The sequence below is a fragment of the Bacillus sp. AK124 genome (assembly GCF_053903085.1).
In genome coordinates this window covers 3,440,460-3,460,986 of record NZ_CP096378.1, presented here as the reverse complement: position 1 = coordinate 3,460,986, position 20,527 = coordinate 3,440,460, and the positions used below count along the sequence as shown (strand labels likewise).

13 protein-coding genes and 2 pseudogenes are annotated in these 20,527 nt (G+C 48.0%); 8 read left to right on the top strand and 7 right to left on the bottom strand.

Annotation, left to right across the window (positions count from 1 at the left end):
* Positions 1-228 precede the first annotated feature (228 nt).
* Positions 229-687 (top strand): annotated as a pseudogene (locus tag M1E06_RS17480) (NTTRR-F1 domain); the annotation flags it as partial.
* Positions 670-1,965, top strand: a pseudogene (locus M1E06_RS17475) (NTTRR-F1 domain); the annotation flags it as partial. The pseudogenes M1E06_RS17480 and M1E06_RS17475, both read left to right, overlap by 18 nt.
* Before the next feature lie 463 nt (positions 1,966-2,428).
* Here the strand turns inward: M1E06_RS17475 and M1E06_RS17470 are convergent.
* The 5 genes from M1E06_RS17470 to M1E06_RS17450 form a co-directional block, all read right to left on the bottom strand.
* A complete protein-coding gene (locus tag M1E06_RS17470; RefSeq protein ID WP_035339212.1) occupies positions 2,429-3,520 on the bottom strand; it encodes a DegT/DnrJ/EryC1/StrS family aminotransferase in 1,092 nt (363 codons plus the stop codon).
* Positions 3,517-4,059: an acyltransferase gene (locus tag M1E06_RS17465; RefSeq protein ID WP_035339210.1), complete on the bottom strand. Its 543-nt coding sequence runs from the start codon at positions 4,057-4,059 to the stop codon at positions 3,517-3,519. Before M1E06_RS17465 ends, M1E06_RS17470 begins: the two co-directional genes overlap by 4 nt.
* 17 nt (positions 4,060-4,076) lie before the next feature.
* Complete coding sequence (locus tag M1E06_RS17460; RefSeq protein ID WP_035339208.1) at positions 4,077-5,051, bottom strand: NAD-dependent epimerase/dehydratase family protein; 975 nt, start codon at positions 5,049-5,051, stop codon at positions 4,077-4,079.
* 66 nt (positions 5,052-5,117) lie between these two features.
* Positions 5,118-6,491, bottom strand: a complete 1,374-nt coding sequence (locus M1E06_RS17455) for a glycosyltransferase (protein ID WP_043054179.1) — start codon at positions 6,489-6,491, stop codon at positions 5,118-5,120.
* Between the two features lie 153 nt (positions 6,492-6,644).
* Complete coding sequence (locus M1E06_RS17450) at positions 6,645-8,888, bottom strand: glycosyltransferase (protein ID WP_035339204.1); 2,244 nt, start codon at positions 8,886-8,888, stop codon at positions 6,645-6,647.
* A gap of 193 nt (positions 8,889-9,081) precedes the next feature.
* Between M1E06_RS17450 and M1E06_RS17445 the strand changes: the two genes are divergently transcribed.
* The 5 genes from M1E06_RS17445 (at position 9,082) to M1E06_RS17425 (ending at position 14,829) form a co-directional block, all read left to right on the top strand.
* On the top strand, positions 9,082-10,164 hold the full coding sequence (locus tag M1E06_RS17445; protein WP_031304956.1) for a glycosyltransferase: 1,083 nt from the start codon (positions 9,082-9,084) through the stop codon (positions 10,162-10,164).
* A gap of 121 nt (positions 10,165-10,285) precedes the next feature.
* Positions 10,286-11,395 (top strand): DegT/DnrJ/EryC1/StrS family aminotransferase, encoded by a 1,110-nt coding sequence (locus tag M1E06_RS17440; RefSeq protein WP_080131276.1) that lies wholly within the window; start codon positions 10,286-10,288, stop codon positions 11,393-11,395.
* Positions 11,392-12,456: a Gfo/Idh/MocA family protein gene (locus tag M1E06_RS17435; protein ID WP_080131277.1), complete on the top strand. Its 1,065-nt coding sequence runs from the start codon at positions 11,392-11,394 to the stop codon at positions 12,454-12,456. The genes M1E06_RS17440 and M1E06_RS17435 overlap by 4 nt, the downstream gene beginning before the upstream one ends.
* An 85-nt stretch (positions 12,457-12,541) precedes the next feature.
* Positions 12,542-13,837: a nucleotide sugar dehydrogenase gene (locus M1E06_RS17430; RefSeq protein ID WP_080131278.1), complete on the top strand. Its 1,296-nt coding sequence runs from the start codon at positions 12,542-12,544 to the stop codon at positions 13,835-13,837.
* An 80-nt stretch (positions 13,838-13,917) separates the two neighbouring features.
* The gene (locus M1E06_RS17425; protein ID WP_080131279.1) at positions 13,918-14,829 is read left to right on the top strand and encodes an alpha/beta hydrolase; all 912 of its coding nucleotides are present in this window, start codon (positions 13,918-13,920) and stop codon (positions 14,827-14,829) included.
* Here the strand turns inward: M1E06_RS17425 and M1E06_RS17420 are convergent.
* Positions 14,826-15,218 carry a winged helix-turn-helix transcriptional regulator gene (locus M1E06_RS17420; protein WP_020450561.1) on the bottom strand — a complete coding sequence of 131 codons (393 nt, stop codon included), beginning with the start codon at positions 15,216-15,218 and terminating at the stop codon, positions 14,826-14,828. The two genes, M1E06_RS17425 and M1E06_RS17420, sit on opposite strands and share 4 nt — an antisense overlap.
* Positions 15,219-15,348: 130 nt before the next feature.
* On the opposite strand from M1E06_RS17420, the gene M1E06_RS17415 reads away from it, so the two are divergent.
* Positions 15,349-16,032: an NAD(P)H-dependent oxidoreductase gene (locus M1E06_RS17415; RefSeq protein WP_020450562.1), complete on the top strand. Its 684-nt coding sequence runs from the start codon at positions 15,349-15,351 to the stop codon at positions 16,030-16,032.
* Between the two features lie 41 nt (positions 16,033-16,073).
* On the opposite strand, the gene M1E06_RS17410 is transcribed toward M1E06_RS17415, so the two are convergent.
* Complete coding sequence (locus M1E06_RS17410; protein WP_080131280.1) at positions 16,074-20,411, bottom strand: multifunctional 2',3'-cyclic-nucleotide 2'-phosphodiesterase/3'-nucleotidase/5'-nucleotidase; 4,338 nt, start codon at positions 20,409-20,411, stop codon at positions 16,074-16,076.
* Between the last annotated feature and the right edge of the window lie 116 nt (positions 20,412-20,527).

The window sequence follows — 20,527 nt, the reverse complement described above, 5'->3', positions numbered from 1 at the left end:
GGGGGAAAGCTAAATGGAGCTTTCCCCTTTTGAAGTTTCATATTAAGTAAAAGGACGTTGTTGTTAAAATTAATATATTTTGCTTCTCTCGGATTTAGCTGCTATAAATGTGTTTTAATCATATGGAAAATAACGTGACCGAGCTTAGCAGGGAGACATAGTATATGTTAGCTTCATTCTTGAAAAGAGAATTGAGGCTAATCTAGTGAAAGGGAGGTAAAATCCTAGATGTCGATCCAAAATTTGGTTGTCAATGGCGGCTTTGAAAACGGGGCACTTCCACCCTGGGTAGGCCAAAATGCAACCGTCACAACTCAATTTTCCCATTCAGGTTTTTGGTCGGCAAGATTACTGGGCGGGGCTGTTACTTCTTTTATTGCACAATTTGTTCCAGTAGATGCAGGAGAAGGTTTGGAATTTTTAGTTTCTCTAGCTAAAGAAGGTTTTCCTGCTCCATCGCCTCAGGTGCAAATTCAAGTGTCTTATTTTGATAGTTCATTTAATTTTCTAGGCCAAGGTCTCTTTTTAAATATCCCGTTCAACAGACTACCAATTGTTGAGAATAATACATGGCTTGAAGTCTATCAAACGACGACCCCAGCTCCAGCTGGCTCTACTATGGCTTTCATTTTGATTAATACTTTGCCGCAGGCAGGTACAGCGAATGTCATTGTAGATGATGTAGCACTATTAGATGTAGAAGGCGGAGGAACAGGTCCAACCGGCCCGACAGGTCCAACAGGTCCAACCGGCCCGACTGGAGCAACCGGCCCAACAGGAGCAACCGGCCCGACCGGAGCAACCGGCCCAACAGGAGCAACCGGCCCGACGGGAGCAACCGGCCCAACAGGAGCAACCGGTCCGACGGGAGCAACCGGCCCAACAGGAGCAACCGGCCCGACGGGAGCAACCGGCCCAACAGGTCCAACCGGTCCGACGGGAGCAACCGGTCCGACGGGAGCAACCGGCCCAACAGGTCCAACAGGCGCAACCGGAGCAACAGGCGCAACGGGAGCGACGGGAGCAACCGGCCCAACCGGAGCAACCGGCCCGACGGGAGCAACCGGCCCAACAGGTCCAACAGGCGCAACCGGAGCAACAGGCGCAACGGGAGCGACGGGAGCAACCGGTCCGACGGGAGCAACGGGAGCGACAGGCGCAACCGGAGCAACCGGCCCGACGGGAGCAACCGGCCCGACGGGAGCAACGGGAGCGACAGGCGCAACCGGAGCAACCGGCCCGACAGGCCCAACCGGAGCGACAGGAGCAACCGGTCCGACGGGAGCAACCGGCCCGACAGGAGCAACGGGAGCGACAGGCGCAACAGGTCCGACGGGAGCAACGGGAGCGACAGGCGCAACAGGTCCGACGGGAGCAACCGGCCCAACAGGTCCAACAGGCGCAACCGGAGCGACAGGCGCAACAGGTCCGACGGGAGCAACCGGAGCGACAGGCGCAACGGGAGCGACGGGAGCAACCGGTCCGACGGGAGCAACGGGAGCGACAGGCGCAACCGGAGCAACCGGCCCGACGGGAGCAACCGGCCCGACGGGAGCAACGGGAGCGACAGGAGCAACCGGCCCAACGGGAGCAACGGGAGCGACAGGAGCAACCGGTCCGACGGGAGCAACCGGCCCGACAGGCGCAACGGGAGCGACAGGAGCAACGGGAGCGACAGGAGCAACAGGAGCGACAGGAGCAACCGGCCCGACAGGAGCAACAGGTCCAACAGGAGCAACAGGAGCGACAGGCCCAACAGGTCCGACGGGAGCAACTGGCCCGACAGGAGCAACCGGGGCAACCGGTCCGACAGGAGCAACCGGTCCGACAGGCCCAACCGGAGCAACGGGAGCAACCGGCCCAACGGGAGCAACCGGCCCGACGGGAGCAACAGGTCCGACGGGAGCAACCGGGGCAACCGGAGCAACGGGAGCAACCGGCCCGACGGGAGCAACCGGTCCAACCGGAGCAACGGGAGCGACAGGCGCAACCGGTCCAACAGGTCCAACCGGAGCGACAGGTCCAACCGGCCCAACAGGTCCGACGGGAGCAACCGGTCCAACCGGAGCAACGGGAGCGACAGGTCCAACAGGTCCAACCGGAGCGACAGGTCCAACTGGCCCGACAGGTCCAACTGGCCCGACAGGTCCAACTGGCCCGACAGGTCCAACTGGCCCGACGGGTCCAACTGGCCCGACAGGTCCAACTGGCCCGACAGGTCCAACCGGCCCAACAGGTCCAACCGGCGCTTAATATTTAACGACTATTAGCAAATATTTTCCGTTTGTTTTTCCGGAACTTCGCTGGAATGCTATGCGAATGATTCAGGGGGCAGTAAACCTATGGTTTACTGCCTTTTTTCTATTGCTTATTTCTAAGAATAAAAACATCCCTGTCACTATTTTGTGAAAGGGATGTTTTTGATTGATTAGACTTTACGTTGGCTAAATGATTGAATGGCTGAGACTACCTGCTCCACATTGACTTGGTCATGACAGGGGAGGGTGATCGTATTTTGTTCAAGAAAAATGGAATTGGGTTTAATCTGTCTGTATTTGCGGCGGTAATAGGTAGTGCCGCTTAAGCAATAGGTGCCGAAAGTCGACTCTATATGGCAGTCGCTCAAATATTGAATCAATTCGTCGCGAACGATGTTTTTTGGAATTTTGAAAACGGCGGATTGTGTATTGTGTACAACGTCAGGTCCGATTTTTTGACTTTGGAATCCGAGGGGTTCAAGCTGTTCACTATATGCTTTCTGCTGAAGGTTTCTGCGATGAATGATGTCATCTAGTTTTTGGAGCTGTTTGATTCCAAGAGCGGCTTGGATATCAGATAATCTGTAGTTGTAGCCGAAATCCATAAAATCCAATTGGCCGTCAGAGATAGCGGCGCCATGGTTTAACTTGACTGAAAACCAATCTTTCAACGCTTCCCGGTCGGTTGTAATTGCCCCTCCTTCGCCTGTCGTAAGCAGCTTTCTGGGGTGAAAGCTAAAACAGGTAAGATCGGCAATTTTTCCGGATTTACAACCGTATTCACTGCTGCCCATCGCACAAGCGGCATCATCCACAAGCGGTAAGCCGTACGCTTCACAAATGTGTTTGATGTTTGTGATACCTGTCGGGTTTCCAAGAGCATCTACAAAAAGAACGGCTTTTGTCCGGGACGTGATTTGACTTTCCAGCTCTTCTGGAAGCATGTTAAATGTTTCAAGATCAACATCGGCAAAAATCGGCTTGGCACCTAAATCTTCTATTACATTGACAGTGGCGGGAAACGAAAAGTCTGAGACGATCACTTCGTCTCCGGGTTGGACGTTAAGGCTTTTAAGGCACATCGATAAAGCCGTTGTAGCCGATGTTGTTAAAAAAGCATGCTTTGCACTTACATACTGTTTAATATGATCAGCAAATGTTCTGACATAAGGGCCTTTTGTCAGGATGCCGGAAGAAAATATTTCTTTTAATTCTGCTTCCACTTCTTCAAACGTAATATACGGCTCGATCAATCTGATCATGAGGGCTCCTCATCTTTCATCCTTCGGTTTTTGATCACCTTTGCCGGCACGCCTACCGCTATGCTGTACGGGGGAATATGACGATTGACGACGGCGTTTGCTCCGATTTTGGAGTGGGCGCCTATCGTAACGCCTGCTAAAATAGACGCACCGATCCCGATGTTGCAGTTTTCTTCAATATGAATGGGAGCGAATGTAAGCGGCGAAAACAAAATGGTACTATCGGGTATATCAGGATCGGTATGGTAGGCGGCGTGTATCCGGACATTCGGACCAATTCCCGCAAATTCTCCGATTGTAACCCCGCCGGCACCGTGTATAAAACATTGCTGACCGATCCAGCTGTTTGAGCCGATGATCAGGTCATGCTTATAATAGCCTTTTAAAATCGTGTCATGGCCGATATAAACGTTATCTCCGATATAGATATTTTCCGGATGAAAAATGCGGACTCCGTCTTCAATAACGACATTTTCGCCGCACCCTCCAAGCTGGGAAAGGGTAAATTCACCTTTTCCTTCGCTTTTCCATTGTTTCAACAAAAGCGCCTCCTTTCTTATTGATCCAAATTTTTTCGAATGCTTTCAGCTGTTCTTGTGATCCCTTCTTCCAGATCTACTTTTGCGCTGAAACCGAGCATTTCTTTTGCTTTATTGACCTGAGGGATGCGAAGTTCAATATCGGCTTCTTTTTTCTCTCCAAAGAAGATTTGCGATTTTGATCCAAGAACTCTGATAATCGTGCTTGCCAATCCGTATACAGTGATCACAGTCCGTTCATTGCCGATGTTGAAAGACTCTCCGATGGCTTCTTTCATCGTCAAACAGCGCAATATTCCGTCGATCATGTCATCTACATAACACCAGGCCCGGATTTGCGTTCCGTCGCCGTGAATATAAATCGGCTCATCTAACAGAGCTCTGTGAACCATCGTTTTGATGGCGCCTTCCCCGACTTGTTCCGGTCCATAAACATTAAAAGGGCGGACGGTGACGGTCGGGAGCCCCAGTTCTTTAAAATAGGCATATGCCATATGTTCCTCGGCGAGTTTGCTGACAGCATATGTCCAGCGAGCTTCTCCCACAGCTCCTAAAACAGTATGACTGGTCTCGCGCGCTCTGAAAGCGATTTGGCCGAACACTTCACTCGTACTGAAACAAACGACCCTTTTGCATTCGGTTAAACCTGCAGCCGCTTCTAGCAGATTGGCTGAACCGATCATGTTGACCTGCATCGTTTTAACGGGATTTTGAATGACCGTGTCAATCCCTGCGATGCCGGCGGCGTGGACAATGTGGCTGGCTCCCTGGATCGCCTTTTTAAGCGTGTTCACATCTAAAATGTCTCCCTGCACCACTTTCAAGTGAGGATGGTCCCGGTAAGGTTTATACCGGAGGGAGTCTCTTGAAAAATTGTCGTATACGGTGACGCTGTTGCGCTCTATCAGTTTTCCTATTAAAGAGGATCCGATAAAGCCTGCTCCGCCAGTTATGAAAATATGCTGGCCGGATAACTCTGTCATATCGCTCATCAATTGTTCACCTGCTTGTTTCGTTTTTTTGAATTACAAATCCCGCGACGCGAAAGGTGTTCAATATCATCCCGAAAGTAGCGTCTGATAAACAGCCAGCATTTTTTTGCTGTTTTTCACCATATCATGATGAACTTCTGCATACTTTCTTCCTTTCTGGCCGATTTCCGGCAGCATATCCCGGTTTTTCAGCATATTTTCAATCACTTCTGTAATGTTGTCGGGATTTGCTCTTATGAGAGGCAGTTCGGAAGGATAGTGCTCCTTCATAAAATCACTGACCCAACAGATAACGGGTTTCCCCATTGCCATCGATTCGACGGCAAATAATCCATAGCTGCCGATATGAAGCTGATCAATGATCAAATCCGCCTTTTGATAGATTTTCTTTGCCTGTTCATGAGAAACCCCTCGTACTAGGTGAAAATGAAAATCGTATTTTTCTTTTAAAGACTCCACCGCCTTAAGGATATGGCGGGTTCCTTTTATTCCTGGAGAGGTGGGGGCATGAACGATGAGCGGTTTTTCATTTGACCTGTAGTCGGGAATATAGCGGTCAAGCTGGATCATGGTAGGAATCATGTGGATATGCTCATAATAGTCTTTTACATACTCGTAAAGTTCCATATCGGCGACGATGCAGTGCTGGACATATTGTGAAATTCGTTTGAGGTGATATCGAATTCGCGCTTCGTTTTTCGTTTTGACAACGGCGTATGGATTTGTTTTAGCCAATGTTGAATAAAGCCTCACATCGCTGCCCCAATGATGCATGATCATTGGTTTACCCGCCTGTTTTAAAATGGGATAATCCGACATGTCCAGCGTAAAGCTTGTGCCAAAATGAAAATGGAACAAATCATAGGATGGCAAGAGATCACTGGCAAGCCTTCTCAGCTTCGCATTCATGGCGGGCGTATTGCGTTCTTTCAGCAATGACCAGGTGTAGTCGGCAGCGTAATTTAAATAATAAGGATAGTAATTTAAAGTGTGGGCAAGCGCGCCATGCTGTGAGAGCCCTTTAGCCAAGGTGTTCATTTGGTTGGCGATTTCCATTGTGCCTTGCAAAACGCGGATTTGCCCAGCCGGAGGCTCGGTTTTTTCATGAACAGGAAGATCAAGCTTTGGCCCGCTTTCGGTTTCTGCTCCATCTCCTTTTTGAAGATAGGCCGCGCTCTCTTTTTCCCTTCCGGTGCGCAGGCACACTTTTCCCATCAGCAGATTTAAAGATCTGTTATCAGGAAAAAGGTCAAGCCCCCTCCAGAGCCATAGCCAGGCGTTATGGTCATGGCCGAGATAGACAGAAAGAGAGGCTTGAAGAAAATAAAAATCGGGCTCGTTATGCGAGCCGTCGGCTTCCCACTCTTTTAAGCGCTTCATGGCTTTGTTCCAATCTTTTTGTTCCAGACAATGAATGATGTCTGACTTGAAATCTTTCATGATGACCTCCCATCGATCACGCTGCTTTCAATTTCTCCTTTTAATGGCAGAATAAAAACGCTTTGTGCGCTCTATCATACGTATAAATGAATCTATATGACTGTGTATTTGTGCGAGAGTATAAGAGAAAAACCTTCCACAGAGCGGAAGGCATTATATCAGCTGGATTTTTTTAATATTTTTCATATATCGTTCATACTGATTGTCTGAAGCGAGGCTTAATTGGAAGTATTCATCCATTTTATCCAGAAGCGGCTGAATGCATTCTTTTTTGGCGTCTTGATCTAAATGCCGGGTATATCCGTTTTGTGCGTATCTCCGGGCCATTCTCCAAAAGGTTTTTCCGATGCTGAAATATTTCAAGGACTGTCTTTGATTTTCCTCAAGCTCCTTCCATTTGATATGGGGAAAATAGACGCTTTCGTCAAATTCTTTCACAATATAGTCGATGACGTACACAAGCGATTGAATCCTTTTATGCAATTGGTAGGAAATATTGTTTTGATGGCGGCGGTAGCACAATACAGGTTTTCTTAAATAGCGGCGCTTCCAGCCGCGCTTCGTGTTGGCCAAACAATTCAGCACATCCCCTGCAAGCGGCTTTTGCGGATCAACCAGCCAAGTAAAGCCTTTTTGCTGATAATAAGATGCTTTAAACATGCCCACCATCGGGACAATGCCTGAGCCGCCCCTTTGAAAAATAGTCCTCACCAGCTCCTCATCGCCATACTCTTGATACGTCCACAGCCCCGCATTTTTTCCGTGTTGATCAACAAGCAAAAGGTCCCCGTACACATAATCTAATCCCTCTTCTCCAAAAAAGCACTGCATAAAGTCATGGAGCACCAAATTGTGCGGAAGGAAATCATCTGCGCTTAAAAGCAAAACATATTCGCCTTTTGCCTCTTGGAAGATTTCCTTAAAAGCGAGATCAGGAAGTTTTGTATTTTCGCTGTGGCATATCGTTCGAATGTGCGGATGCGTTTTTTGATAGCTGCTGATTTTTTGCATCGAGTCGTCAGTTGAGTGGTCGTCAACGATCAGAATGTCGATATTAGGGTAGAGTTGATTTAAAACGGATTGAAGGCATTCATCAATAAAATTACTGTAATTATAGTTGATGATGCCTACCGTAATCAGCGGCGGATTTGGCATAACCGTCAACTCTGACTGCTTTGCAAAGCCTGAAATCATCTCTTCAATTTTGCGCATGCTCAGGTCATATGAATAATGCTCTTCAATAAACGACCGATAATGGAGAGATGTATAATCACCGCTTGTGATCATGGCCACGAATTCATCTATTGTATTCCAAACAACTGATTCATCGTATATCGTCTTTGCGCCGTAAAAGTTGTGGATCAGCGGTTTAATGCCTTTAGCCATCGCTTCCATGGCCGACATATGCTGACTTTCAAGAAGGCTCGTGCAAATCAGGTAATGCTTATCTTCCAAGTATTGATTCATATCATCCTGCCATCCGTCGAATTGGACGCTGTCAGTCAGCCGGAGTTCATCAATCATTTGCTTGAAGTACAACTGATAGCGGGCGTCCTGAAACGTCCCGGCGATGAACAGTTTGTATCTTGAGTCTTTGTCAATCAGTGCCTTGAAAGCCTGCAGCAAAAGCATCGGACCTTTTTTATAGTTGATATAGCCGACATATGCGATATGAAAGCCTTTTTGCCTTTGCTGAAAGGTGTATTCGTCTAACTTGATTCCATTTGGAACGACGGCCGTTTTCTCTTTTTTCAACGATTTAACTTGATCTAATACATATTCCCGCATGTGTTCCCCGTCAAAGATCACTTGATCCACCGCTTGCCAATATACCTTTTTAATATAAAAAGTAAATGCTTCATAGCTGTGGAGCCTGCATATTAATGTTTTGGCCGCTGCAGAAGGGACTTTGCTCCCGTGGATCAATAAATCATCGCACCATTCAAACCAGCAAATATCCGCCCATTGCATACCAGTGTCGATTTGATTCAAATCATGAACCGCGATTTTTCTGGTCCGGTAAGTTCCGGAAAGGCGCTCAACGACAGCATTCAAAAACCGGTCTAAATCCGGTTTGACGAAAAAAATGATCTTTGGACGCCTGACCATTTTTTTGAAAAGGTCTTCTTTCTCCTTCATGAGGCGATGTTGATGTTCGCTCCTGACAAACAGGAGGGCATCATCATATAATTCAGACGCTCTCTGAACCTGCTGCTTTTTTTCATAAACAAAAGCAGCGCTTATCAGTAAGCCGGGATCGAAGGGAGCGGCTTCCAGCCTCTCTTCCAGCTTCTGCGCAGCATCGTGCCATTTGTGTTGAAATATCAGTTGGGATATTTCGGTTTCTCTCCAGCTAAGCCCAACAGAGTCTAGCAAATATTCCAATTCATTATCCATCTGAAACCTCCTGGTTAAACACATTTTCGCTAGTAGTATCTATATTCAAGCGAGAAAAGAAAGTTCTATGAAAAATACTTCGGAAATGGCACAGCCTGAAAAGCTAAAACAGTGACAGCGGCACAAACGCGATCAGCTGCTGGTTCATATTTTATGGGTAGATTTTAAAAAAGAGTCTCAGGGAGTGAAGGCTTTGGTTACAATCAGTCTATGTATGATTGTCAAAAATGAAGAAGAAGTATTAGCGAGATGCCTTGATACTGTGAAAGACATTGTAGATGAAATTAACATTGTGGATACGGGGTCGACAGATCAAACCGTAGAAATTGCGAAGCGCTACACAGACCGCGTCTTTTTCTTTGAATGGATCGGCGATTTTGCGGCAGCCCGCAATGAATCGTTTAAACACGCCACAAAGGATTATATTCTCTATCTGGATGCGGACGATGTGTTGCTTGAGGAAGATCAGAAAAAATTAAAAGAGTTGAAGGAAACGCTTGATCCTTCCGTTGATTCCGTGTCCATGTACTATGATGCGGGAACTGACGAATTCGGAAATGTGACATTAAGGTACCGCCGCAACCGCCTGGTAAAAAGGGAGAAAAACTTTAAATGGAAAGGCGACTGCCATCAATATTTGGAGGTATTCGGGAACATTATCAATGCCGATATCTCGGTGACGCATAAAAAAATCCGCCACTCTGTCGGACGAAACCTCAATATTTACCAAAAGAAGATCGATCGCGGCGACACGTTTACCCCGCGCGACTATTTTTACTACGGAAATGAATTAAGAGAAAACAGACACTACGAAAAAGCAATTGAAAGCTACAATAAAAACATTGAAATGAAAGAAGGATGGATTGAAGACAAAGTATACGCCTGCATCAACAAAGCCGACTGCCACCGCTTTCTCGGCGACTTGGATAATGAGCTGAGATCGCTCTTCCAGTCATTTGAATTTTCCAAAACGCCTCGTGCCGAAACATGCTCAAGAATCGGCTATAACTTTCAGCGGCGGCGGGAATACAATGCCGCTATCTACTGGTATGAGCTGGCGACAACACTGGTGCCTGATTCGAATAAATGGAGCTTCACCTATCCGGCATATTACACTTGGTACCCTCACTTGCAAATGTGCGTGTGCTACTACAATTTAGGAGACTTTGAAAAGTCGTATCAGCACAATGAAGAGGCGAGAAAATACCGTCCCGATGACAAATCCGTCCTTCATAACAAACAGCTGCTGGAAGGGAAATTAGGCATTAACAAATAAGCATGGTCAAGACTTACTGAACAAGTAGGTCTTTTTTTATGAAAAAAATCAAGCCGTGCCAAATTACCGGCAGGCATCATAACTTATTTTGGAACTTTTTGATTTTAGAGGAGGAACAGAGATGATCCCGTTAATCAATTTAAAACGCCAGTTTCAAACGGTAAAAGAAGATATTTTACAAGAGTTTGAGCATGTGTTGGACAGCGGCCAATATATATTGGGGCCGAAGGTTGAAGAGCTGGAGAAAAGAATAGCCGAAAAGCTTGGTGTAAAAGAAGCGGTCGCGGTCGCCAACGGAACGGATGCATTAGTGCTGACGCTCGAAGCTTTCGGTATCGGCAAAGGGGATGAGGTCATTACGACGCCGTTCACTTTTTTTGCGACCGCCGAAGCTGTCTCAAGGGTGGGGGCTAAGCCGGTGTTTGCTGATGTTGATCGTGAAACCTGCAACCTTGATCCGGAAAAAATAGAAGAAAACATCACCCCTGCTACTAAAGCGATCATTCCCGTCCACATTTTCGGACAGCCGGCTGATATGGACGAGATCATGGCGATTGCCAAAAAACACGGACTGCTTGTGATTGAGGATGCCTGCCAAGCGTTCGGCGCATCGTATAAAGGGCGGCCTGTCGGCAGCATCGGGGATGCCGCCTGTTTTTCATTTTTCCCGACAAAAAACTTAGGAACGTTGGGAGACGGGGGAATGGTGACGATTTCAGATCCGGATGCGGCCCGGCAATTAAGAACACTCAGAACCCATGGCACAAGCAAAAAATACTTCCATGACAAAATCGGTTTCAACAGCCGTCTTGATGAATTACATGCCGCTGCTTTGCTCATTCTTCTTGAGAAAATCGACGGCTGGAATGAACAAAGAAGAAAAGTTGCCAGCCGCTACAAGGAAGGTTTGAAAACGGCGGAGCATCTCACACTGCCGGCTGAGAAAGAAGACCGCACACATATCTATCATCTCTATTGTATCGGCGCGAAAGACCGCGACGAATTCATTCAATCGCTGAAAGAGCAGAACATTCATTCAGGCGTGTATTATCCTTGCTGCCTTCATTTGCAAACGGTCTATTCTTCATTGCAGTACAAAAAAGGCGATTTCCCTATAGCCGAGTCCTTGTCCGAAACCCTTTTCGCGATTCCGATGGATCCTTTTCTAGCCGCTGAGGAACAAGAGCAAATTATTTCCGCGCTGCTGAAAAAAGGAGGAGGGGGAAAGTGACGGTTCATTTCGGTTTAATCGGCTGCGGCTATATGTCAAGAAAACATCTTCAAGCACTGGCCGGGTGCGGTGATGCAAAGTTGTCGGCCGTCAGTGATTTGCAGGTAGAACGGATGAAGGAGGCGGAACAATACTATGCTTCCTTCGCCGGAGATGAAAGCCGAATGACCCGTTATCAGCAGTATCAAGCGCTGCTTTCAGATTCTAAAATAGAAGCGGTCATTATTGCGGCGGTTTCGGGACTGCACGCCGAAATGGCCAAAGCTGCGCTGCAGGCAGGCAAGCACGTCATCGTCGAAAAACCGATCACCTTGTCATTACAGGATGCCGATGAGCTGATAGAACTGGCGGAACAGAACGGGCTGAAGCTCATGGTCTGCCACCAGATGCGCCACCGGCCGATCATGAAAAAACTGAAGGAAACGATTGAGAGAGGAAAACTGGGAAGGATCTACTTAGGCACAGTATCGCTTCGCTTAAACAGGTCACCCGCTTATTATGAAGCGGCAACCTGGCGGGGAAGCTGGGAAAAAGACGGCGGGATGCTGGTCAATCAAGGGATACATCTGATCGATCTGCTGCAATGGTTTTTAGGTGATGTAAAAGGCGTTTACGGAGATATACTGGGCGGTTCCGGAGCAAAAGAAACGGAAGATGTTGCTGTCGGTGTTCTGACGTTTGCCAGTCAGGCGAAAGGAGTAGTAGAAGCGAATATCGTCACACAGCCAAACAATATCGGAAGCTCTCTCTCGATTTTTGGAGAACATGGAACGATTTCATTGGAAGGCCCGGCATTAAACCGGATCAGCCGCTGGTATATCCACGGGGAGAAGGATGCTGCTGAAGAAGCGGCGCAGCTGATTGATCTCGGCGGCGAACAAACCGCCATGTACCAAAACTTTATAAGCGCCGTCAAGCGCCAAGACACACTATTGGTTGACGGTTATGAAGGGAAAAAGGCGATTGAAACGATTTTTGGAATCTACCAGTCTGTGCTGCAGAAGCAGCCGGTGCAGCTGCCTCTTTCTTCGTTTCAAACATCTGATATGAAAAATAAATAGGTTTTGATTTGGTAGATCGTCCCTTTCAAAAAAAGATTTAAAACATAGTTTATTAAAGGAATGTACAGAAGGGGCGATTTGATAAATGAGCAAACAGGAAATGCATAACGAAACGATAGCGGTCATCGGCTTGGGGTTTGTCGGTCTGCCCTTGGCCATGTTGTTGATATCAAAAGGAATTCGGGTTATCGGTGTTGATTTGGATAAAAAGAAAGTCGAGGCATTACGGAAAGGGAACAGCTATATTTCAGATATCAACGATCAAGCGGTGCAGGACGGAATAGGCACCGGTTTCTTTCGTCCTGTTTCGGACTACGGTTTAATCGGCGAAGCGGATGCCGTCATCATCTGCGTACCGACGCCGCTGAATGATGATGCGGGTCCTGATTTGACTTATGTGAAAAGAGCGGCGCAATCGATTGGAGGGCACTTGAAAAAAGGGCAGCTCGTTGTGTTGGAAAGCTCGACATATCCGGGTACGACAAGGGACATCGTCAAACCGATCCTCGAAGAAAGCGGCCTTGTATGCGGAAAGGATTTTTATTTGGCTTATTCTCCAGAACGCGTTGATCCGGGCAATCAATTCCCGATTGAAGTCGTGCCGAAGGTAGTGGGAGGCGCGACGGAGGCATGCCTTGAAAAGGTGCATCAATTATACAGCGGCATTTATGAAGAGGTTGTGCCTGTCACATCGCCTGAAACAGCGGAGCTGACAAAGCTGCTGGAAAATACGTACCGGTTTATTAATATTTCATTCATTAATGAATTCGCGATGATATGCGACAAGCTCGGGGTGAATGTATGGGAAGTCATCGAGGCGGCAAGCACGAAGCCGTACGGCTTTGCGGCGTTTTATCCAGGTCCCGGCATCGGCGGCCATTGCATCCCCGTCGATCCGCTGTATTTGCAGTTTGTCATGAAACAAAGCGGTTTATCGAGCGACTTTATCGAGCTGTCGGAAGCGACAAATGATAGAATCGTCCGCTATATCGCAGAGCGTTCCTTGCAACTGGCAGCGAAAGATAAGTCGACAGACGCCCGCATTTTAATCTATGGCGTCACCTATAAACGTAATATAGCGGATGTCCGCGAATCAAAATCGCTTGATATTATAGAGAAGCTGATCGGCATGGGGGCTGATGTTTCCTACCATGATCCGCACGTTCCGGAACTCGACCTCAGCGGCAAAAAAATGGCAAGCATGCCGATAGATTCAGAGATGCTGAAAGCGTACGACTGTGTTGTCGTTTTGACCGATCATGACGCACTTCCGAAAGAGCTGTTACTAAACCATGCAACCGTGATATTTGATACAAGAGGCGTGTTGAGAGAAGCAGCAGGAAAAGCGAAAGTCATCCAGCTCGGAAACGGGTGCTCTTGACGCCAATTTTTTTCCGCGACTCACGCCCAGACCCGTTCGGAATACAATAAGTTAAAACAAGAACGTAAAGGGTGAGGGCCGTGTGGATCGGAATTTTGTTGATGGTCTTTGGAATTGGGATCAGTATTTTTGCCGTCAGTTTGATTGTCAGCTATTTGTTTGTTATGCCGAACAGGAGCACATATGAAGAAACCTTTTTCAGCGGTCTCAAACACGGCGAGATCATCGATGATGTGTTTGAGTCACACGACAAAGAAGAGCTGTTTTTGACGGCGGGGGATGGATGCCGGCTGCATGCGCTGCTTTTTCCCGTTCAAAAGAGCAGGAAAGTCGTCATCGTTTCCCACGGCATCAAGTGGTCGCTGTTTGGAGGGTATAAATACGTCGAGCTGTTCCAGTCCATCGGCTACAATGTTCTGCTTTGCGACAGCAGGTGCCACGGATTGAGCGGCGGTTCACACGTTTCTTACGGATTTTACGAAAAGGACGATTTGGCGAGGTGGGCTGACGAGCTTGAGAACAGGTTCGGCAAAGACCTTTGGATCGGGGTGCTTGGCGAATCGCTAGGAGCCGCGGCTGCCATCGAGCTGATGAAACAGGACAGGAGAATCAAGTTTTGTATTGCCGATTCCTGCTTCAGCGATTTAACAGAGCTATGCCGCTTTCAGCTGAAAGCCGCCGTCAAATTGTCCGTGCCGTTTCTCATCCCGTTGGCAAGCGGGCTGATCAAACGGCGCCACGGCTGGAGCCTTGCCGACATATCGCCGGTCAGCAATCTTGAGCAGTCAGACACGCCGCTGTTTATCATCCACGGCACAAATGATCAGCTTGTTCCGCCGGAAATGGCCAAAAGCCTGTATGACCGGAAAAAAGGGATAAAGAAACTGTATTTGATTGAAGGCGCGGGACATGTCGGCGGATTTCGCCACGATCCTGAAGAATACTTAAGCAGAATCAAAGACTTTCTCTTGAAAATCGAGCCGGCCAATTAGCCTTGCGATTCCAGCATTTCAGCGGCAGCCGATCGTTGGCGCGCTTCCTTGATTTTGCCGGCATAGGAAGCTCCCCAATTCATCATTTGACTGATGATCGGAATCAGCGTCTTGCCGAACTCAGTTAAACTGTACTCGACTTTCGGGGGAACCTGCTTATAAATCGTGCGGCAGACGATGCCGTCGCGCTCAAGTTCGCGAAGCTGGAGGGTCAGCATCCGCTGTGTCACGGCGGGAATTAAACGACGCAGCTCATTAAAGCGTTTTTTATCATCGATCAAATGATACAGAATGACGCTTTTCCATTTGCCGCCGATGATATCGATCGTTGCTTCCACCGGGCATGAATAACCGTCCGGTGTTTCGCATGCCTTCGGATTCTTGTTCATTTTCCTCTCTCCTTAGTATAAAAAATGATACTATGCCACAAAAATGTGCGTACTTTCTTATTGCTATTATAATGATTAGAATGAAATTAAGAAAGGAATATAAACTATAGACAAAAGGAGAGAACAGAACATGACACAGCAATCCAAGAAGCAGGAGATTCTTGACGCATTCCAATTTAGACACGCGACAAAAGAGTTTGATCCGGACAGAAAGATATCAGACGAGGATTTTCAGTTCATTTTAGAAGCGGGCAGACTGTCGCCAAGCTCTGTCGGCCTCGAGCCGTGGAAGTTCGTCGTCGTCCAAAATAAAGAGCTGCGTGAAAAACTGCGCCAGGTCTCATGGGGCGCACAGGGACAGCTGCCGACAGCCAGCCATTTCGTTTTGCTGCTCGGACGCACGGCTAAGGAAATGCGGCATGATTCCGGGTATGTTGCAGATCAGTTAAAGCATGTGAAAAAAATGCCGGAGGACATCATTGAAAATATGCTGAAAGAAGACGGCGTTCTGAAAAGTTTCCAAGACGGCGATTTTCATTTGTACGAAAGCGACAGAGCGATGTTTGACTGGGTATCAAAGCAAACGTACATCGCGCTTGCCAACATGATGACGGCGGCCGCCTTGATCGGTATTGACTCCTGCCCGATTGAAGGCTTTAACTACGACAAAGTCCACGACATCCTTGAAAAAGAAGGATTGTTGGAGGACGGCCGCTTTGACATCTCGGTCATGGCCGCTTTCGGTTACCGCGTGAAAGAACCGCGTCCGAAGACGAGACGGGCGCTTGATCAAATCGTGAAATGGGTTGAATAAAAAAAGTGCGGTTCTGCCTTTAGCAGACCGCACTTTTTTATTTAGATTTGGAGTTTGCGCCGCTTCCTTTGGTAAAGGTACAGACCGCTTCCGGATATAAGCAGCAGCAGGCCGAGCATCAGCCAATGATAGGCGTTTGAAGCGGTGTCAGGCAAAAACCCGCCGTTTGAACCATCTGAAGGTTCATTTCCGTCATCTGACCCGCCGCTGCCATGACCGCCTGATCCGTCTCCGCCGCTTCCGGCGCCGGGCGAAGCAGGGGGGTGACCGCCGCTGCCGCCATTCGGACCGTCATCATCGCCTGAACCCGGCGGAAGTGAAGGAGACCCGGCATCTTTGTCATTCATCACGGTATACTCGCTGAAATGGTCGACATAGCCTGCAACGGTACGGCCTTTCGTATAGCCGTTTGTCACTTTTGTGAAGCTGTTGTTTTTGCGGTCGACATAATAGACGCTCAAATGTTTGTCAGGAGCCTCGACTTGGAAAAACAGTCCGACAGGCTCTTTAAATGTACTGACCGTTTTTCCATTCTGCTGAATGTTGAAATCATATACCTTTGTGACCGCCTGTTTGATATTCTTGGCGATTTTGATGCTGATTTTAGTCTTTTCGCTTGCCAGATTAACGGCTGGAAGCTGCATCGCAATGCGATCGTTTTTCAGGGTGATACTTGGATCATCAATTCTTTCTTTGACAAGGTCAGTCTGTGCTTTTGTCATATTCAGCTTGATGTGGTCTTTTTCTGTGTCAGGGAAATAAGCAATCACCTGATTTGCGTTTTTCGCGTATGTTTCGAACGGTTTTTCCGCAAGCGTCCAAGTGCCGTCTGTCTGACGGTCAGGAAGGAACACTTCTGTGATTCTGTTTTCGATGTTCGGTGAAACAGAATCGTACAAGGCAAGCTGCTCTGTAAAAATGTCGTAATCGGTAAAACCGAGATCGACACCGTTTTTCGCTTCTTTAAAAACGGAATAGCCGTCTCCGCCGCCGCCCATGAAGTTATTTGTAGCCACACGGTAGGTTTTGTCCAAATCGAGCGGAACAGCATCCCCTTTGTCATTGACAAGGTTCACATCAAGGATGCGCTCACCTTTTGGCTTGCTCAGTGTAAATGTGAAGGATAAACCCGCGACATGCGGAAACGCGCCTCCGCCTTCTTCGACTTGGCTCACCCCGTGCTCAAGCGCTTCTTTGATTTGCGCACCCGTCAAATCAGCGGCATAAAGGGTGTTGCCGAACGGCATGACCGTCAGCACATCGCCGAGTGTGATGTCGCCTTTGGCAATACCGCTTCTGATTCCGCCGCCGTTTGTGATGGCGATGTCAGCCCCGCCGGCTTGTTTTGCTTTCTTCAGCATGCCGTCCGCGATAAAATTGCCGAGGTTGGTTTCTTTTGAGCGGACATGCTCGCGTTTTCCGTCAAGCGGGACATCGGCATAGCCTACTTTTTTCTTCTTCAGTTCGTCAATATCTTCTTTAAAGCCGTCAAGCACTTCTTTCGCTGGAGGATCTTCGTCCACTTTGCCGTCAATCGCGATCAAATTGAACCTTGATTGATCCGTTTGAACGACGCCTTTCTCATCAAACACAACATCGACCCGTCCTAAAAACTGCCCGTAGTCTTTCACTTGGGCGACGATTGTCGGTTCTTCGCTCTCCACCACTTTTAAATGATCGACGAGTGTATGCGTATGCCCGCCGATAATCAAATCGATGCCCTTCACTTTTTTGGCCAGCTCCAGATCCCGGTTGTAGCCGAGGTGGGTGAGGGCGATGATTTTGTTGACCTTTTCTTTTTCTTTCAGTTCCTTGACCGTTTTCTCCGCTGACAGATAAGCGTCATGGAACGCAATGTTCGGTCCGGGGCTTGACGTATATAACGTATCTTCCGTCGTCAGGCCGAATACGCCGACTTGCTCGCCATTTACATCAAGCAGAATATAAGGATAGATGCCGCTTTCTTTCTTTTCTCCCGCTGTTAAGAGTGCAGGCTCTTTTTGAAAGCTTCGCAGCTGAGGCTCCTTTGATACATCGACATTGGAGCTGACGATTGGAAAATCGGGCTTTTCCAGCTGGTGTCTGTTTAACGGATCGACGGCCGCATTGTTTCCGCTCAGAAAGTCTGCGAGCACTTTCGGCCCTTTATCAAATTCATGGTTGCCGAAGGTCATGGCGTCATAGCCCATCATGTTCATCAGCTTCAAATCGGCGAGTCCGTTCCATTTTGTAAAATACAAGTCACCGGAAAAGACATCGCCGGCATCGAGCAGCACATTGTTTTCTGCCTCACTGCGGATTTCTTTCACTTTGGCAGCGCGCCTTGCCGCTTCATCAAGGTGGGCGTGCGTGTCGTTCGTGTGCATGACTGTTAACGTCCAGTTTCCATTATCAACCGGAGGCTCTGTACCTTCAAAGTTCAGCTTATAGACGCCATATCCGCTGTTTTCGGATTCTCTGACAAAATCGATGTCCTTCGCTTTTTCAGCAAACGGTTTGGCGAGGAGAGAAGATTCGAATGTCACATCGGCTCCTTTAATCGGAGCGATCGACCAGTTGTTATCGGCGGCAGGATTGACCGTTTTCTTTTCCATGATGTAGTTCATGAGCACCTGCCTGTTTTCATCAGCCGCCGCATAAACGACTTTGTCCTGCGTCAGATGCGGGAATCCGCCGCCCCCGGACGCGCGGTAATTATTTGTGACCACAAGGAATTCCTGATCGTCGCGGACGGCTTTTCCGTTGTAAGACAACTGTTTGACGCGGTTGGCCTGCGGATTTTTCACCCCGCCTGACGCATTGTATTTTGCCGGTTGTGTGACATCGATCTGGTAGGTCACACCGTCAATGACATCGAAATTATACGACCTGAAATCGGGGTTGAGGAGCGCCTGTTCACCCGATTTTGAAGGGTCGATCTGGTTGAACTGCCCGGCCGACATTTCGATCCAGTCCTTCACTTCGCTTCCCGTCAGCTTGACGATATAGAGCGTATTGTCGTACAAATACAAATCGCCGATGTTTTTGATCGCAAGGTTTCCTGCTTTAATGTTTGTATAATAATCAGCACCGTTACGCCCTCCTGCTTTAAATGGCGCGCCCGCTGATAAAATCGGCAGGTTTTCGTATTCCGTTCCCTTCATGACATCTTCCGCATACCATTTTTGTGCGTCTGTGACAATCTGAATCGAAGGATCGTCTTTTACTTGTGCGAAAAAGCTGTTAATATCAGATTCCGTTTGGCCAACCGGCGCGCGGACGTATTCAAGCGTTTTTTCGTGTGTGTCTTTAATCGTGGAAACGACGGTTTCGTGTCGTGACGTCACATTTCCGGCAATCGCTTCCGTTTTTGCGCTGGCATCTTTCACTGTCCATTTGCTGCCGTCCTGTTCAAGCTGCATATCGATGATTCCTAAATGGCTGCCCCAGTTTTTCGGCATGACGACAGGGATGCCGTTGATCGTTCCTTTTTGATTGTCGATCACGCCATTTCCTGGATAGTCCGTACCGGGGAACAGACCGTGCTGGTGTCCGGAGATGATCGCATCTATTCCTTCCGTCTTGAGAGCCAGGTCATATACGGCGTTTTCTGCTCCCGCCGCCTGTCCGCCATTTTCAATTCCGGAGTGGGCGATCGCAATGATCACGTCGGCGCCTTCCTGCTTCATTTTCGGAATCGTTTGTTTCGCTGATTCGGTGATGTCCTGCACCGTGATTTTGCCGTCCAGATGCTTTTTATCCCATGTTAAAATCTGCGGCGGAACGAAGCCGATGTAGCCGACTTTAAGCTGGTGCTTTTGGCCGCTTTCATCCGTCAGCGTCCGCTCTTCAATATGATATGGCGTATATTTGTTCTTTCCGTCCGATGTTTTTATATTGGCATTGACAATGGGAAATTCGGCGCCTTTTATCGTGCCGTCAAGGAATTCAAGGCCATAGTTGAATTCGTGGTTTCCGAGCGTGCCGGCGTCATAGTGCAGTTTGTTCATGACATCAATGATCGGGTGTGTTTTCGTTCCGGAGATAATTGCTTCACGTTCATGTTTGAAGATATATTCCCCTAGAGGGTTCCCTTGAATTAAGTCGCCGTTGTCGACAAGAATCGTGTTCGGATTCCGGCTCCGGTGCTTTTCGATCAGCTGAGCCGTGCGGACCAGTCCGAATTCTGCCGTCTCTTTGTCGGCATAGTAGTCATAGTCCATGATATGGGCGTGGATATCTGTCGTACCCAGGATGCTGAGGTTGATCAGCGGGTGTTCATTTGGTTCTTCTGCATATGTCTGGGTGTTTGGAATGAGTAAACTGAGTATCATCACTGAGGTTAGCAGAATACGGAGAATGTTTTTCCTTGAAAACCGTCTTTTCTGTATTCCCACCATTTCTCCACCTTTCAGATTAGAGTAACAATTTCTATTGTAAGAACTTTTTGTAAAGTTTTGTAGAACTTTCGTTGCGAATATTGTAAACACTCAGAAAATGATTCCAAAGTCTGTCC